Here is a 16615-nt window from a genome sequence, read left to right as displayed (position 1 = left end):
TCCCTTGCAGACGTCACATCAGCTTCAGGCAATAACAACACCGCCCAGGCTATCCAGCCCGACCCCGACCAGCGTCACTGAATCATTGCCAAACGTCAGCACCGTATCGTTCCCGACCACCGTGGCATGAGCCCGGTAATCATCATCCGGCGCCACCCCCTGAACCCCGAGAAACACCAGTTTGTCATTCGCCTGATAACCCAACACCCGGTCATGGCCAAACGCGCCACTGAACAGGAACGTGTCGCTCCCGCCGCCCGATTCCATCAGGTCATTCCCCGCGCCGCCGACAAACACGTCGTTGCCTTGACCACCGATCAAATGGTCGTTGCCGTCCAGGCCAAACAACCAATCACCACTCGCGTGAGCCTTTAGCGTATCGGCGCCCGCTCCGCCCTTCAGCGTCGAGGCGTATTGAGTCAGGTTGTTTCCCACCGCCAAACCGTTGGCCGTAACGCTGTGGCTCACGTCATCCTTGAACAGTCCCCAGAGAAACCCCGGCTCCCTGGTGGTAATGCTGCCAATGTCGCGGGTGATATTGATACCGCCCTGCCCATCGCGGATATACAGGTTGCCGGCGCCGTCATTGGCGAAATCGAAGTTTTTCACCGACTGCTGCAAGTCCAGCACATTGTTGCCCTTGCCACCCAGCACAATGTTGTAGCCACCACCGTCGCGGAAGGTGTCATTGCCATCGCGGCCTTCCAGGAAGTCGTTGCCCTTGCCGCCCTGGATCAGGTCGTTGCCGTCGCTGCCGATGATGAAGGTGCTGCCCTTATGGGTCTCTGCGTTGCGATCGAGGTCCTGGACCCAGGTGTTGCTGCGCGCCGGATCAGACAGGTTGGCGACAATAATGGTCGAGTCCTTGCTGGTCAGTTCATAGAACTTCGACTCGATCAGCCGGGACATGCCATCGCCGTAACCCGTGGGCAGGTGAGAAATCCAGGTCGGGATATTGAGGATGGAAAACGGCAGCACATTCCACGCCGTCGAGGCGTAATGATCGTTGAAGCTGACGATGTTGTTGGTCGCCGAGTCCTGATGAGCATCGTGCACGCCCACTGAAGACAGATTGAAGGATGAGCCGTCGAGCGCGCGGAATACCGGGTCGTTCTCATAACCGACGTTGAGCACTTTATCGGTGCTGCTTTGGGTCGGTGAGGCGTAGGCAATGTAGTTGGAGTCCTTGTAGAACCCGGCCCATTTGTCGTTGCTCAGGTCCGCCAGGCTGTTGACCGCCAGACCGCCGAGGCTGTGGCCGCTGACCAGCACATCCTTGCCCGACAAGCCATTGGCACGGGCCAATGCCGCGACATCGCCCAGCAAGTCGCCAAACGCTTCGCCCACGTAGTTCTTCGCGTAATCCTTCGGCCCCAATGCGGCGAGCAGATCGTTGATCACGTCGGCGACCGAGTCACTGATCAGGCTTTCCCGAGGACCACTGGTGCCGCGAAAGGCGATGCCAATTTCGCTGAGATGGCCCAGAGCGTCGTACTTGCCGAGGATTTCGACCTGGGCGCTGGTGAACCCGGCCTTCTCGCCGAAGAAGGTTCCGCGGGCATCGACCTTGCCGTCATAACCCAATTGAGTCGCGGTAATGGGCGTCCAGCCAGCCTTCTGCACCGCGTCGAGCGCGGCTTTTTCCGAATCCGGATTCCACGGCACGCCGGGGATTACGCCTTGGGAGTCGGTGCCGCCAATCAGCGCGGTGACCAGCGTTGCCGGCAAACCGGGGCCAAAGCCGTGGTGTTGGTAACCGGTGGCAAAGCCGTTATCGAGGTTGTGATAGGAGTAAAGCGTGATCGCCATGGCGTCGGTGAACAACGCCTTTGAATCTGCCGTGCCGAAGTTTTTGTAGTCGTACACACCCATGGTAAAGCCTCTCTTGTTGTTGGAATGCTGTACCGCTGTGCCCTCGCCACAGGTTTCCCTGACTCAAGACTCTGCATTGCTCTAGATATCCTTGCGGCGTGACGGCGGGCCTTGCCCAAACGCCTCGTCAACTTTGGCCAGGTCTTGCTCGCTCAGGGTTCCGGCGTAGTAATGCAACTTGATCCAGGCCATCAAATAGTCGTACCGCGTTTGGGCCAGGTCGCGGCGTGTGGTGTAGAGCTGCTGTTCGGCATTGAGCGCATCGAGGTTGACCCGTTCACCGCCAAGGATGCTCTGCTTCGTCGAGAGCACCAGTGCTTCAGCGGACGCCAGGGCTTTCTGGTAGGCCCGCAACTTGCTCACCCCCGACTGGCACGCGCTGAACTGCCGGCGCAGCTCGATCAGCGTCTGCCGGGTCTGACCATCAAGCTGGAACTGCGCCTGCTCCATGGCGCGGCTGGCCTGGCGTGTCGAGGCGGAAACCCCACCGCCGGCATACAGCGGCACGTTGACCTCGATGCCGATGGTGTTGGTGTCGTAGCGCTGGTTGTAAGTGTTGCCGCTTTCCGATTCGTTCTGCCGCACCGAGGCGTAGGCACTGACTTTCGGCAGGTGCCCGGCGCGATTGCGTTCGACTTCGTAGCGCGCCACTTCCACGGCCTGGCGCTGCGACGCCAGGTTCGGGTTATTCGCCACGGCCATCTCGTGCCAGGTGTTGTATCGGGCGGGTTGCAGGGTGAAGGTCTGAAAGTCGTGATCAAGCGGCGCCAGATCGGCGATGTCGATGGCCGGCGCACCGATCAGCGCACCGAGTTCTCGCAAGGACGCATCCTGCTCGTTGTGCGCCTCGATTTCCTCGGCGGTCGCCAGTTCGTAACGGGATTCGGCCTCGAGAATATCGGTGCGCGTGCCCTCACCCTGGCGGAACATGTGTTCGTTCTGCTGGAACTGTTGTTCGAAGGCTTTCTTTTTCGCCAGTGCAATGTCGATCTGGTCTTGGGCGAACAGCGCCTGGGTATAGTTTTCCAGCACGCGTACCAACAATTCCTGGCTCTTGCCGCGAAAGGCTTCATCGGCGAACAGCGATTGCGCTACGCCTTTTCGGTACGCCGCATAGGCTTCGTAATCGATCAACGGCTGTTGCAGCGTCAAGGTCGAGCCATAACTGCTGTAGTTGCGATCATCGCGCTGATTTTGTCCGCGCTCGTTGATGTAGGTGACCTTGGAAGTGTTGCGGCCCTTGTTGTAGGTGTAACCCAGGTGTGGCAACAGCCCGGCGCGGCCGATGGCGCGGTTTTCCAGGCCGGCATCGCGTTCCTTGATGGCGCCGAGAAACACCGGATCATTGCGCAACGCTTGTTCGTAGATGTCGAACGGGCCCATGGCCATTGAAGCGTTGCAGGTCAGTAACGCGAGACTCGCGGCGAAGAAGGAAAGCTTATTCATACAGCGGAACATCCTTATTCCTCGGTTAACGCGGAACCTGCGCGGTCGAGCAGCGGTTTGAACAGATAGTTGAGGAGTGAACGCTCGCCGGTGCGCACGAACATTTCCGCAGGCATGCCGGGTTTGATCACCAGCCCGTTGAGTTTTTCCATGGCCTGATCGCTGACACTGCTGCGCAGCACGTAATACGGCACACCGGTTTTCTCATCGACCATCTGGTCGGCGGAAATCAGGCTGACTTCGCCGGGTACGCGCGGTGTGCGGCTCTGGTTGAACGCGGTGAACAGAATGTCCACCGGCAGGTGCGTGCCGACCTTATCGATCAGGTTGATCGGCAGGTGTCCTTCGACTTCCAGGTGGGTGCCTTGCGGGACGATCTCCAGCAGGGTTTCGCCCTGACGCACTACGGCGCCTTCGGTGTGCACCCCGAGGTTGACCGCAATGCCGTCCGCTGTGGCAATGATCTCGCTGTGTTGCAGGTCGAATCCGGCAGAGGTCAGTTGCTCTTCGAGGGTCACGCTTTTGAGCTGCGCATCGGCCAGTTGAGTGCGGACTTCTTTTTGGTATTCCTCGATATGTTGTTGCAGCTTCAGGCGTGATTCGAGGATTCCCTGCTCTACGCGACCGCTTTCACCGATGTTTTCTGCCAATTGTTGTTGAACTTGCGACAACTGGCGCTGGTACTCCATCAGCCGGTTGCGCGGGATGTAGCCGTTGTCCGCCAGCGGCTGCAGATTGCCCAGTTGTTGTTGCAGCGAGCTGGCCTGGGCCGACAGGTCCGAACGGGCGCGGCGCATGCCGGCCAGTTGCGCCCCGGCGCCCTCGATGCTGGCGCGCAAGGCGGCCTGTTCGCGGGAAAACGCTTCGCGGCGACTGCTGAACAGCTGCCGTTGGCCTTCCAGCACCAATGCCAGGCGCGGGTCAGGATCGCTGCTCAGCGCTACGGGAAAACTCACCTGCTTGAGGTTGTCCCGCTCACTTTGCCAGCGCGCCAGGCTGGCCCAGGCCATGCGGTATTGCGCGCGCAGGGATTGCACGTCGGCGACGACTTGCGTGCGGTCGAGCTGGAATAACGGCTGGCCCTGCTTCACCGCCTCGCCTTCGCGCACCAGAATCTGGCTGACCACGCCGCTGCTCATCGATTGCACGGCTTTGCGTTTACCGGAGACCACGACCGTGCCTTGCACGGGAATGCCTTGGTCGAGCGGCGCGAGGCTGGCCCACGTAAAGAAACTGCCGGCACCGACAATCGCCAGTATCCAGCCCACGCGGGCGAAATAGCGCGCATCGCGTTCAGGGCGCTCGGCGATGTAATCGTGTTCCAGGGTGGCTTCGCTGTTGTTGCTCATACGCCCGAATTCCTTGTCGAGGACGGATACTGCCGGCTCATGCTCAGCCCGGCGGGTGTCTGCGCGGGCTTTTGTTCCTGAGCGCCGGCTAGCGCCTTGAGCACGTCCTGGCTCGGGCCGAACGCCTGCAAACGTCCATCATTGAGGACCAGCAATTTGTCCGCCTGGGCCAGCGCCGAAGAACGGTGAGTCACCAGAATCACGCTGGTGCCCTGGGCTTTCATTTGCGCAATCGCGCCGGCCAATGCGGCTTCGCCGACGGTGTCGAGGTTGGAGTTCGGTTCATCCAGCACCACCAGGCTCGGTTTTCCGTACAGGGCTCGCGCGAGCGCCACGCGCTGTTTTTGACCGCCGGACAACCCGCAGCCATCCTCGCCAAGCACCGTGTCGTAGCCTTGAGGCAGGCGCAGGATCAAGTCATGGACGCCCGCCTGATGGGCCGCTTCCACGACTTTTTGCGGATCGGCCTCACGGAACCGGGCGATGTTTTGCGCGATGCTGCCGCTGAACAATTCGATGTCCTGCGGCAAGTAACCGATGTAGGGGCCGAGTTCGTCGCGATTCCAGCGATGGATGTCGGCGCCGTCGAGCCGCACGGTGCCACCGAGGGTCGGCCACACGCCGACCAACACTCGGGCCAGCGTCGACTTGCCGGATCCGGAGGCACCCAGCACGCCCAGCACTTCACCGCTGCCGAGCTGGAAACTGACCAGGTGCAACGTCGCGCCCCGTTGTCCGGGAGGACCGGCACTGACCTGTTCGAAGGTGATCTGCCCTTTCGGCGCCGGCAACGCCATGGCGTCGTCGCTTGGTGGAAAGGCTTGAAGCAGCGCGTCGAGACGCCGATAGGCGAGTTTCGCGCCGCTCCATTGTTTCCATACGGCGATCAACTGGTCGATGGGGCTCAGCACCCGTCCCATCAGGATCGAGCCGGCGATCATCATCCCGGCCGTCATGTCGCCCTTGATCACCAGCAATGCGCCAAGTCCCAGCACGAGGGATTGCAGGCACAGGCGCAAGGTTTTGCTCAGGGAGCTGATGACCGCGCCGGTATCACTGGCCTGATTCTGCAGGCCGAGGAACCGCGAGTGCACCTGGAACCAGCGATGGCGCAAGGCGCCGAGCATGCCCATCGCTTGAATGGTTTCCGCGTTGTGCAAGTGACTGGTGGCCATCAGGCTGGACTTCTGGGAAAAAACCGCCGCCTCACCGAGCGGCTTCTTGGTCATCGCCTCGTTGAGACACGCCAGCCCGATCAGCAACACCGCGCCCGCCGTGGCAAACACGCCGAGCCAGACGTTGAACAGGTAAATCACGAACAGGTACACCGGAAACCAAGGCGCATCGAAGAAGGCAAACAGCGCCGGGCCGGTAACGAACTGGCGAATATGCGTCAGATCCCCCAGCGACTGCCCGGCGTTGCCCTCGCCCCTGAACAGGTTGCGCTCGAAAGCCGCCTGATACACCCGCAGGTTGAAGCGTCGCTCCAGTTGGCTGCCGATACGAATCACGATGAAACTGCGGATAATCTCCAGCAAACCGATAAACACAAAGAACCCGACGACCATGAGCGACAACATGGCCAGCGTGGTTTCATTGTGTGAAGACAATACCCGGTCATAAACCTGAAGCATGTAGATAGAGGGTACTAACATCAGAATGTTGATCAGCGCCGTAAAACAGCCGACGCTGATCAGAATGCTCTTGTAGTCGCCCAGCGCCATAATTAACGGTGCGGTGACCGAATTCTTAGCCATCTTCATGCGCTCTTCCTGAGGTGTTATCCCTCGCCTGCCTGGCGAGGTTGTTACTTACACTTTAATAACAACTTGGAGGGTTTCGATTAATGCAGCGGGTGCTCAAGTTCAATGACCAGTCCGGTCTTCGAAGTGCCTCGATACAGTCCGTCACGCTGACGACTGAAAAACACAAGCTTCGACCCTTCCTTACCGGTGAGCGCGATGCCGTCGGGCTCGGGAAACCAACCGATCGGCTGCTCTCCCAGCCATCCAGCGAGGCACTCGGTGCCGTCGCCCAAGGTCTGGTTAGCTTTGAATTCCAGGGGGCAAACGTTCGATGGGTTGCCCTGCTGCGTCACCCGCCATTTTCCCGCCAGTTCCGACGGGTCTGCCAACTTCAGGCTGCTTGCCATGGCTACATCTCCAAAAAACATCATGAGCGTCGCGAAAAGCCACGCGGTTGCTTTGCAGGTCAAAGCGTCTGGGATCATAAGGCGTTTTACTCAGGGTTGCGGCTCAAGGGACAAAGAGCGGCGCTTTCGGCGCCGCCCTCCTTTTGCCTTGAATCAGGCCACGATGTCCGAGAATGCTGCCTGGCCAACGGTACTGACCAGGAAGTCAGCCACGCCATGCCCGGAGAAGTCCACCGACAACAGGCTGTTGCCACCGGAGGTGGTCAGCACTGCATCGCCCGCCGCCCCCGTGAAGGCGCTCACAAAATGCAGGCCTGCGCCGTTGGTGATACCGCTCAGGTCGATCTTGTCGAGACCGCTGACAAAATCGAGGATCTGATCGACCGCACCCGGCTTGGAGTCGCTGCTGGCCGCGAACACGAAGGTGTCCGAACCGGCGCCGCCCCACAACGTGTCTGCACCGCCCGCGCCGTAAAGGATGTCGTTGCCGGCACCGCCCTTCAGCTCGTTGGATACACCGTTACCGATCAGCAAATCATTGCCCGAACCGCCGATGGCGTTTTCGACGGTAACGCCCTTGGCAATGGACACATTGCCCACCAGGCCGCCAACGTCGGAGAACGAGGCTTCATTGAGGTTGATCTTCTGGTTTTGGGTAAACCCGGAAAAATCCAGGGTGTCCTTGCCGCCCGCATCCCACACCGAAAACACGACCTTGTCCGACGACGAAGACGCGCTCAGGAAATCGCGACCGGCGTTGGAGTTGAAACCGTAGGTGGTATCGCCGGTCCGGGTGGTCGTATTGGCGCCGTAGAGCTTCTGGATGGCTGCGATATCGTCCATCAGCGGGCCCGACGAATAGGCTTCGACACCGCCCTTGCTGAAGTTCTGGCTGGTGTTGCTTTCACTCCAGTAGCTCATGACGCTGTAGCCGCGGGTGTCTTGCCCGTAGGACGCGTCGTTGTAGGTCGGTGCGCCTTCACCGGCGTTGTAGTCGCCGGGATGGGCCAGGCCCAGGGTATGACCGATTTCGTGGGTCAGGGTTTGCCGGCCGTAGTTGTTCAGCTCCGGGGTCTTGTTGGGCGTGTAGCTGCTGTTGGTCAGGTACCAGGAGGTCCCGTCGTAACCTGCGCCCGTACCGGGCAAGTAGGCGAATGCCGCCGCGCCGTCCTGACCGCCGCTGTAGTTGCCAAAGGTCATGTGACCGTCGCCGCCGGTGGCCTTGTCCGTGAACGTCACCTTGGCCACGTCGGCCCAGGATTGCATGGCGAGCACGGCCTGGGCTTTCTGTTGAGCGCTGAATTGGCTGAACCCGGTAATCCCGTGTTTGTTCATGGTGCTCGACGAGGCCGAGGTCAGGAACGTGTAGGTCAGTTCGATTTTGCCGCTGCCGTCCTTGTCCTGGTAGGCCGCACCGTCGCGCAGTAACTGGGTGGCAGCCTGGTCGACGGAGAACGACGGTTTGCCGTTGACCGTAAGGTTGCCGCCACGGTCGTACTGATGGCTGAAACCATTGATCTGATTGAACGCGGAACTAGAGGCAGCCAATACTTGCAAGGGCTGAAAGGCCAGCCCGGCACTCTCGATAGCGTTACTTTTTACTTTCGACATAAACACACTTCCTTGTATTGCCATGGAACAGTTTTAGTCAGATAGCGACAATCTCTGGCGAGATCGTCCTATCACTCGCCCAATGAAGGCGAAAGAAAACTGACACAATTGGAAATCAAACGTCCACTCCTTTTTTGACGTCAAGTTTGAGTGATCGGGAAAGTGCCCGGAAACAATAGGCATGCTGATCAAACATTGAATGTAAAATAATGAGCCGGCGTTATTGTCGGACAATCGATAATTTAATTATTAAATAAGGGTAAGTTGTTCAGGGCGCAATCGTCCGACTATTCATCTTGTGTTTCGTACACTTCGATCAGTGAAAAATTAGACTTTTCGAGGAATGTGACCACACTGAAATACCGAGTTATCGTTCTTCACGAGGCTCACGAAATGATCCGGGTGAAGCCTGCATGAAAATGCTCACGCCCTTTTTGGCCGCCCTCCTCGCCGCCAGCGCGTGCGCGGCGACGAACCTTTGTGCCATGGCCGGGACTTCTACGGTCCTGGCGACCAGCTTCGATTGCGCCAGGGCCACCGCCGCCGTGGAGAAGCTTATCTGTCGCGACCCCCAACTGAAGCAGATGGATATTGAACTGACGCGCCTTTATCGCCTGGCGCTCACGGACGTTCATTCGGTGCCGAGTCCTGAAAAAGTCGAGATCGAACAGCGGTTCTGGGCTGACGCCCGCAATCAGTGTGGCGCCGGGGCAGAGCCCAAGGCCTGCACGATCCGACGTTATGCCGAACGTGCGCATCAGCTTCGCCAGGGCTCGGCGATTGCGCGAACCAGGGATCCGAGCAGACTCACCGATGGCCCCATAGCCTTGCGTTGCGCAGGGCTCAGCGCGTTGATTGGCGCCACTTTCTTCAATGTCGAGCCGCGTGTCGTTTACCTGAAATGGGCAAATACCTCGGTCACGCTTATCCAGGTGCCGGATGATGCCGCGACCCGATACAACGCCAAGGACAATCGGGGGAACTACAGCTTCTGGCAAGACGGCAACGATGCTTTTTTCCAGATGCCGGGCTCGGGACGAATGAGTTGCACGGTCGAGCCCACTGGCTGATCGTGCAACGGGACGTCCTGTCCCGATGGTCTCGATCCAGCCTGTCAGCTTCCGGTGCGAATCTTGTTCCATACCCGCGTGCGGATCCGGTCAATATTCAGCGGCATCGCTTCCAGTGCAATCAATTTCCCCATCATTTCCGGGCTCGGGTAGACCTTGGTGTCGTTCTTGATCGCCGGGTCGATCAGACTGTCAGCCTGTTCGTTGCCATTGGCGTAATGCACGTAGTTGCTGATGCTGGCCATGACGTCCGGGCGCAGCAGGTAGTTCATGAAGGCGTAACCGGCTTTTTCGTCCGGGGCATCGACGGGCATGGCGACCATGTCGAACCAGATGGCGGCGCCTTCCTTGGGAATCGCATAGCCGATGTCCACACCGTTCCTGGCTTCCTTCGCACGGTTTTCGGCTTGCAGGATGTCACCGGAGAAACCGACGGCCACGCAGATGTCACCGTTGGCGAGGTCGCTGGTGTACTTGGACGAGTGGAAATAGCTGACGTAAGGCCGGACTTTCATCAGCAGCGCTTCAGCCTTTTTGTAGTCTTCCGGGTTCTTGCTGTGATGCGGCAGGCCCAGGTAGTTCAGGGCCGCCGGGAGCAATTCCGGACCATTGTCGAGGATCGCCACGCCACACTTCTGCAACTTCGCCATGTTTTCGGGCTTGAAGATCAGGTCCCAGGAATCCACGGGGGCGTTATCGCCCAACACCGCTTTGACCTTGGCGATGTTGTAGCCGATGCCGGTGCTGCCCCATAGATATGGAAAGCCGTGCTCGTTGCCCGGGTCGTTGGTCTGCAAGGCCGTGAGCAAGACCGGATTCAGGTTCTTCCAGTTCGGCAACTGGCTCTTGTCGAGCTTCTTCAGCGCCCCGCCCTGAATCTGCCGGGCCATGAAGTGGTTGGAGGGGAACACCACGTCGTAGCCGGATTTACCGGTCATCAACTTGCCGTCGAGGGTTTCGTTGCTGTCATAAACGTCGTAGCTGAAGCCGATGCCGGTCGCTGTCTGGAAGTTTTTCGTGGTGTCCGGTGCGATGTAGTCCGACCAGTTGTAGATCTTGACGGTCTCGGCTGCGTGGCTGAGGGACACGACGAGCGCCAGTGGGGCCAGTGCCAGGGTCTTTCGGATCATGAGTGGATTCCTGTGTAGGTTTTTTTTGTTGGCAGGCAATCAGAGGATCAAAAAATCAAAACGTAGGTCTTGCGCACGGTTTCCTGGATGTCCCAGATACCGAGGCTGTTGGCTGGCAACATCAGTGCATCGCCGGCTTCTATGGAGAGGGTTTCACCGTCGTCCGGGGTGAAAGTGCAGCGTCCCTGGATGAAATGACAGAATTCCTGGGCCACGATCTGCCGGCGCCAGCGACCGGGGGTGCATTCCCAGACGCCGGTTTCGACGCCATCGTCGCGTTCGACGCTGGTGGTGGACGCCACCGCCACGGGGGTGCCCAGCGGCACGGCGACCGGGTTTGATTCCTCCAGCTTCAGGGTGGCGGTGTTTTTGAATTGCGTGATGCTCATGGGAATACCTTTCGATGTAGAGAGCGCTTTACTGCATGAAACCTTCCATGAACCCGGCAACCCCACTGGCCAGTTTGCGCCGCCAGGGCGCGGTAGCCGGGTTGGCCAGGGTCTGGTCTTCATGGACGAAGCTGCGGATGATCGCGTTGTAGCCGAGCCAGCGGCAGGGTTCCGGTTCCCAGGCTTTGAGCGCATCGAGACCGCCTTGAGGGATGACCCACGGCTGATGGACCAGGTCGGTATCGCGCTGCAGGATCAGATCGGCCAGGGTTCGCCCGCCCAGGTTGCTGGCGCCGACGCCCTCCCCGCCATAACCGCCAGAAATCGCAATGCCGCTCGCTTGATCGCACAACATGTGGGGCTTGAACCGCCGGGACATGCCCAGGTTGCCGCCCCAGCCGTGAGTGATGCGTACGTGCTTGAGTTGCGGGAATAGCTCGCCGAACAGGTAACGGCGCAGTTCTACTTCGCTGGTAGTCAGGTCGAAGTCATGACGCAGTTTGCCGGCAAACTGATAGCCGCCCCTCGCACCGAACACCAGACGGTTATCCGCCGTACGCTGACCGTAAGTGACCTGGCGGCTGCTTTCGCCAAACGCCTGGCCGCGACTCAGGCCGATTTCGTCCCAGGTGGCAGCGGACAGCGGCTCAGTTGCCACAATCAAGCTTTGCACCGGCAACTGGTAACGGCCCAGCGGTGGCAAGGTAGCCGCGTAACCTTCTACCGCCGGAACGATCCAGCGACTGCGCACGGTCGCTTTTGCCGTGCGCAGGCTGCCCGATTGCCAATGGGTGACCGGGCTGTTTTCGTAAATCCTGACGCCCATGCGCTCCACCGTCCGAGCCAGTCCTCGTACCAGTTTTGCCGGGTGAAGGGTTGCGACGTGCGGTGCATAGATGCCGCCATATGGCTTGGCAATTCTGATTTGCTGCGCCAACTGCTCCGGGCTGAGCCAGCGGTAATCACTTTCGCTCAGGCCTTGTTGGTAGAGCTTGTCGAGATAGTGCCGCAGGCTGGCTTGCTGTTCCGGATAGCGCGCGGCGCAATACAGCGCCCCGCCTTTGCGAAAATCGCAGTCGATGCCTTCACGTTCGAGGACAATCTCCACTTCATCCGGAATGCTGTGCAGCAGATCATAAGAGGCGCGGCGCTGTTCGGCCGATAGATCGGCCAGCAAGCGGTCTTCGCCAAGGATATTGCCCATCAGCCAGCCGCCGTTGCGGCCCGAGGCACCAAAACCGGCGGTCTGCGCTTCAATGATGGCGATGTCCAGGCCTGGCGCCAGACGTTTGAGGTAGTAGGCGGTCCAGAGGCCGGTGTAGCCCGCGCCAATGATGGCGACGTCGACGTCCAGATCCTGTTCCAGCGCCGGACGCGCCAACAATGGCTCGTCGAGCTGGTCCATCCACAAACTGATAGTGCGCCACGCCGGCATGCAAGACTCCGCCACTCAAGTTTCGATGGCGTTGATCCTAGTGCGTGGGCTCAGAGGCTGTCTTGCGCGCGTGCACGCAAAGAAATTTGTTTAGCGTAGGCCTTCGGCGACAGGCCGGTGTGCTGACGGAAACAGCTATAGAACGCCGACAGCGAATTGAAGCCGGCGGCAAACGCCAGTTCATCGATCCGCAGCGGCGGCGTGGCGGTGTCCAGTGTGGCGAGCAGATGCTGTAACCGGGCCTGGTTAACGTAGCGATAGAAACTCTGGCCCAGCACCTGATTCAGCAGATAGGAAATCTGATTGCGACTGTAGCCGCACTCCTTCGCCACCCGTTGCAGGTCGAGCTCGGGGTCCAGATAGGGCTGCTGACGCTGGAAATACTGTTGCAGGTCTTGCGCCATGAAACTCAGCTGACGCGGCGACAACCCGAGCCGACTGGCGGCCGGACGCTGATTGTTGGCGGTTTTGCTGACGGGGCGCTCATGCATCAGCGAGGCGTACTCATTGACCCGCCAGATCAGCCCGTCGCGCACGGTAATCGCCTCACTGGCACGAAAGGACACCAACCCTTCGCCACCGCGCAGGGTAATGCGGTACTGAATGAATGCCGTGTTGCCGTCCAGTCGAATGCGGTCCGAGTGCTCCAGCGCTTCATCGGGATCGCGTGGCATGCTGCTGCGCACATACTCGCGCAACTCGTCGAGACCCATCACACGGTTCTGGAAAAAGTCGTTGTACTGAACATCCGGGTGATAAAGCGCCATGACCCCGTCCAGGTCCCGGTGTTTCCAGCGCAAGTGATAGCGCATGACCGTCTCGCTCGTGGCCTGGGTTTGCAGCGGACCATCATCATCGGCGGGCATAAAGGTCTCGATGAGAAAAAAGCAAGCTTGCCGAAATTCAGCCCCGGCTTCAACGTCGATTCGATAATGGCTTTTTGCCTATCATTGTGGCGCTGTGATCTGAATCAAAAAAAACTGAACCAATCGCTAAACGGCCTGAAAAATCCACATTATTTTCACATCCGGATGCTACTTTTAAATGCAGTCACCGGTTGAGCCAATGAAGGCTCTTCCCTCCTACCATGAGCTAACGGAAGCGCTCGATGAAGAAGGCGGGCAACATATGAATAAAGGGTTCAGTAAAGTCACCTTTCCAAACGCCTGCCAGCTGATGCGCTGGCATTTTCATCCCATGGGTTTTGAGGCGAGCATGGATGCACCGGGCAGCATGATCGCCCGTCTGTTTGACCGCGCCAGTGGCGAGACCATGATCGCCATCGCTGGTATACCCTGCGCAACAGTCATGAATGCCGCGGATGTGGAACGCATAATCGAAGCGGTGGAGGATGAACTTGAGTCTTTCATTCCACCTGCGGCCCTCAGGAGTTATGCCTGAAGGCTGAGTCAGCCGTAAAAAAGCCCACGTCAGGTGGGCTTTTTATTGTCCGCTGATTAAACAGCCTTGCCCGCGCGGTGATCGGCAAAGAATGGTTTGCCCTTGCCGATCTTATCGGAAGCCTTCGGCATGTTCGCCGCCGGAGTGTCCTGACCATCGACGTACCAGTAGCAATGGCTCACCGCACGCGTGATGCCGACATAGGCCAGTCGCAGAATCTCGTCTTTTTGTGCGTTATCGTAAGCTTCTCTGTCGCCAGCCTTGCCCAGACCTGCCATGCGGTAGACCTGATTCTTGTAAGGCGAACTGGTCAGGTGCTGACAATCTCCCAGCAGAAACACCGCATCGGCCTGAAGGCCCTTGGCGCTGTGATAGGTCAATTGCTTCAATCGACGCGACTCGTACGGCAAGCTAGAATCTACATTAACTACAGACTGAATATGCTCTTCTATCAATGACTTATCGCTACTTTTTCGATAAAGCATCAAGATTGAGTCACCCTTTCTGTAGTGCTCCATCAGCCGCATGGCCATGCCCTTATCGTCGCGATCCAGCACATTCACTGGAAGCAACGACCTGGCCTCGCCACTGGCCCTGGCCTTTTTCCCGGCAATGGCGGGCGCGGCGCGCACGATATGTTCGGCGGCATCGATGATGTGCTGATGGCTACGATAATTGTCACTGAGCATGACCTTGGTGGTGCTCGGCGACGGGAATTCCTTGTTGAACTCCATAAAGTACGTGGGTGAACTGCCGCGCCATCCATAAATGGACTGCCAGTCATCACCCACGCAGAGCAGCGACGAATGCTGGGCGCCGCGACCGACGTGCATGGCCGGGCCACGACTGCGAATTTCCGCCAGACTGGCACGAATCCAGGAAACGATCTGCGGCGATACATCCTGAAATTCGTCGATCATCAGGTGCGACAGCGGTCGCAGCAATTCGTCACTCAGCAGCTTCTGATTTTCCGGGGAGTGCTCGCTGAACAAGGCAAACATGCGGTTGTAGGTCATCACCGGTGGTTTTTGATCCAGCAGATGATCTTCCAGCGCACGCCAGTAAAGACTCAAGGCTTCGAAGAAAAAACGGTCCGGGTCGTCCTTGGCGAAACTCATCTGGCCAACCGCGCCCGGAACATCCAGGCCCAGGTTCTCGATAAATCCAGCCGCTGCGACAAAACAGTCGAGCAACGGCGCGGAACCGAGTTCGCCCTTGACCTTGTAATCGAACCCCGGCCCGGCGCTGGCATCCCCTGCGAGCGAGGCTAAAACACGTTTTGAAGATTCGTAACTATCCAGCCATATCAAAGGCTTACGACAGAAAGCTTGAAACAGTGTTCGCTTTACAGCCCACTCTGCACGAACGCTGAGCTTGGCATTCGGGCGGCTGACCTGTGGGTTTTCCCGCGGATCGAACCCCAGCACCACCCAGGCGTCCAGGCTTGGAATGTAGCCATGGCAGTGAAACGTCGAGCCGTTGATATCGAACGACTGACGATTGGGCTCGATGCCCTTGATCGGCCAGGCACCGGCGCGGAACCACAAGTCCTCGATGAAATCGCACAACTCTTCATCACGCTTCGCGGCCAGTTCGGTCACGGCCATGCGCTTTTGCACGTCCGGGTGATCGCGCTCCAATTCCTTGAGCTGCAAGGCATGGCGGGATAACGGCGTGATCAGATTGCGAAAACGTTCATCGCGGGTGTGCAGGTTGTGATAACAGGCGTTGAGCTGCTGACGCTGGGCGTCATTGATGCGAAGGTCGAACGGATTGCTGTCGGCCTCCTCATCGCTATTTTGAGAGCGGTGGCTGAGGTTTTCGAAGGCTTGTAGCCGTTCGAAGCCCGGCAGACTGCGCACCATCGGCAGGATTCGCGAATGGAAGGTCCGCACCAGATCCCGTGCTTGTTTGAAGCTCAGTTCCCGGCCCCAGAGCGCAAACAGCTCGATCAGCTTATTGATGAAGTCCTTGCGCGACTCACGCGTAAACGTCACCACGGTCATCGAGTCGAGTTCGAAACCCAGGTAGTGAGTCAGCAGCAAGATACGCAGCACCAGCGTGGTGGACTTGCCCGCCCCCGCGCCGGCGATCACCGATGTTGATGGCGTGTCGCTGAAAATCATCTTCCACTGTGCAGCGCTGGGCTGGGCATGGGCTGGCAGAAACCGGGCGACGTCAGCCTTCATGCGCTTTTTCAAGTCAGCACTCAGCGGTAGGCGCCAATCATCGAACAGGTTGTCGTCGACGCTGGGTGGGCGGTGTTCGGTCGAGCGCGAATCTCGGATCAGCAACACCTGTCGACCTTCCTCCAACCCTTCGAGCTTGCCTTCCTTATAGCCATAATCCACCCCCGCGATGTGGCCACTGCGGAAGCCATCCGCCTGGCCATGCAACCATGACGCGCGGTGTTGCGCGCGCAGCCGGGTCAGGCCATGGCCGAAGAACCGGGCCGCAAGACGCTTGAGCAGCGGCATCTCGGCCAAGGGACGAAGTTCAGGAGGAAGATCGGGGGTGTGTTGCGGCACGCGGGCTGACTCCAGGGTGTGAGGCTGTTGATGACTATGGTGTCTGCATTTGCCGTTGAGTTCTAGTGAAATGCTTACAGGTCATTGGCTTATGCGATGAAGTGAAGGCTGGGTGAGAATGTTTCGAGGCTATTTCACATCAATTTATTCGATGATACCGAGGTATTTTTTACGCTTTTTATCGATCAGTCCCTGATGGATGATGCTCGCCATCAAAAACCCATTTCAGGAG

Annotated in this window: 13 protein-coding genes; 2 read left to right on the top strand and 11 right to left on the bottom strand. The window is 58.8% G+C overall.

The annotated features are described in order from the left end of the window. Positions 1-24 precede the first annotated feature (24 nt). The 6 genes from B723_RS21015 to B723_RS20990 form a co-directional block, all read right to left on the bottom strand. Entirely contained in the window at positions 25-1872 is a 1848-nt protein-coding gene (locus B723_RS21015) for a polyurethane esterase (protein WP_017338771.1), read from the bottom strand. Positions 1873-1953: 81 nt separating this feature from the next. Next, positions 1954-3330, bottom strand: a complete 1377-nt coding sequence (locus B723_RS21010) for a TolC family outer membrane protein (RefSeq protein ID WP_031318911.1) — start codon at positions 3328-3330, stop codon at positions 1954-1956. A gap of 2 nt (positions 3331-3332) precedes the next feature. After that, positions 3333-4667 carry an HlyD family type I secretion periplasmic adaptor subunit gene (locus B723_RS21005; RefSeq protein ID WP_017338769.1) on the bottom strand — a complete coding sequence of 445 codons (1335 nt, stop codon included), beginning with the start codon at positions 4665-4667 and terminating at the stop codon, positions 3333-3335. Next, complete coding sequence (locus B723_RS21000; protein ID WP_017338768.1) at positions 4664-6430, bottom strand: type I secretion system permease/ATPase; 1767 nt, start codon at positions 6428-6430, stop codon at positions 4664-4666. Before B723_RS21000 ends, B723_RS21005 begins: the two co-directional genes overlap by 4 nt. A gap of 80 nt (positions 6431-6510) precedes the next feature. Continuing rightward, positions 6511-6897, bottom strand: a complete 387-nt coding sequence (locus tag B723_RS20995; RefSeq protein WP_017338767.1) for an AprI/Inh family metalloprotease inhibitor — start codon at positions 6895-6897, stop codon at positions 6511-6513. Between the two features lie 75 nt (positions 6898-6972). Further along, on the bottom strand, positions 6973-8430 hold the full coding sequence (locus B723_RS20990; protein ID WP_017338766.1) for a serralysin family metalloprotease: 1458 nt from the start codon (positions 8428-8430) through the stop codon (positions 6973-6975). Positions 8431-8843: 413 nt separating this feature from the next. Between B723_RS20990 and B723_RS20985 the strand changes: the two genes are divergently transcribed. Further along, the gene (locus B723_RS20985; RefSeq protein ID WP_017338765.1) at positions 8844-9500 is read left to right on the top strand and encodes an MliC family protein; all 657 of its coding nucleotides are present in this window, start codon (positions 8844-8846) and stop codon (positions 9498-9500) included. A 44-nt stretch (positions 9501-9544) separates the two neighbouring features. Here the strand turns inward: B723_RS20985 and B723_RS20980 are convergent, their stop codons facing one another. The 4 genes from B723_RS20980 to B723_RS20965 are packed head-to-tail and all read right to left on the bottom strand — an operon-like array spanning position 9545 to position 13320. Continuing rightward, positions 9545-10630 (bottom strand): polyamine ABC transporter substrate-binding protein, encoded by a 1086-nt coding sequence (locus tag B723_RS20980; RefSeq protein ID WP_017338764.1) that lies wholly within the window; start codon positions 10628-10630, stop codon positions 9545-9547. Between the two features lie 47 nt (positions 10631-10677). Continuing rightward, a complete protein-coding gene (locus B723_RS20975) occupies positions 10678-11019 on the bottom strand; it encodes a cupin domain-containing protein (RefSeq protein ID WP_017338763.1) in 342 nt (113 codons plus the stop codon). Between the two features lie 28 nt (positions 11020-11047). Further along, positions 11048-12454 carry an NAD(P)/FAD-dependent oxidoreductase gene (locus B723_RS20970; RefSeq protein ID WP_017338762.1) on the bottom strand — a complete coding sequence of 469 codons (1407 nt, stop codon included), beginning with the start codon at positions 12452-12454 and terminating at the stop codon, positions 11048-11050. Positions 12455-12504: 50 nt separating this feature from the next. Next, the gene (locus tag B723_RS20965) at positions 12505-13320 is read right to left on the bottom strand and encodes an AraC family transcriptional regulator (protein WP_017338761.1); all 816 of its coding nucleotides are present in this window, start codon (positions 13318-13320) and stop codon (positions 12505-12507) included. A gap of 262 nt (positions 13321-13582) precedes the next feature. On the opposite strand from B723_RS20965, the gene B723_RS20960 reads away from it, so the two are divergent. Next, positions 13583-13855: a DUF1652 domain-containing protein gene (locus B723_RS20960; protein ID WP_031318908.1), complete on the top strand. Its 273-nt coding sequence runs from the start codon at positions 13583-13585 to the stop codon at positions 13853-13855. 56 nt (positions 13856-13911) lie between these two features. On the opposite strand, the gene B723_RS20955 is transcribed toward B723_RS20960, so the two are convergent. Next, positions 13912-16383, bottom strand: coding sequence for a UvrD-helicase domain-containing protein (locus B723_RS20955; RefSeq protein ID WP_017338759.1), 2472 nt, complete (start codon positions 16381-16383; stop codon positions 13912-13914). Between the last annotated feature and the right edge of the window lie 232 nt (positions 16384-16615).

The sequence above is a fragment of the Pseudomonas fluorescens NCIMB 11764 genome, assembly GCF_000293885.2.
Taxonomy (GTDB): domain Bacteria; phylum Pseudomonadota; class Gammaproteobacteria; order Pseudomonadales; family Pseudomonadaceae; genus Aquipseudomonas; species Aquipseudomonas fluorescens_B.
Note: the sequence above shows the minus strand (reverse complement) of the source record. Positions and strands in the feature narration are given on the sequence as shown.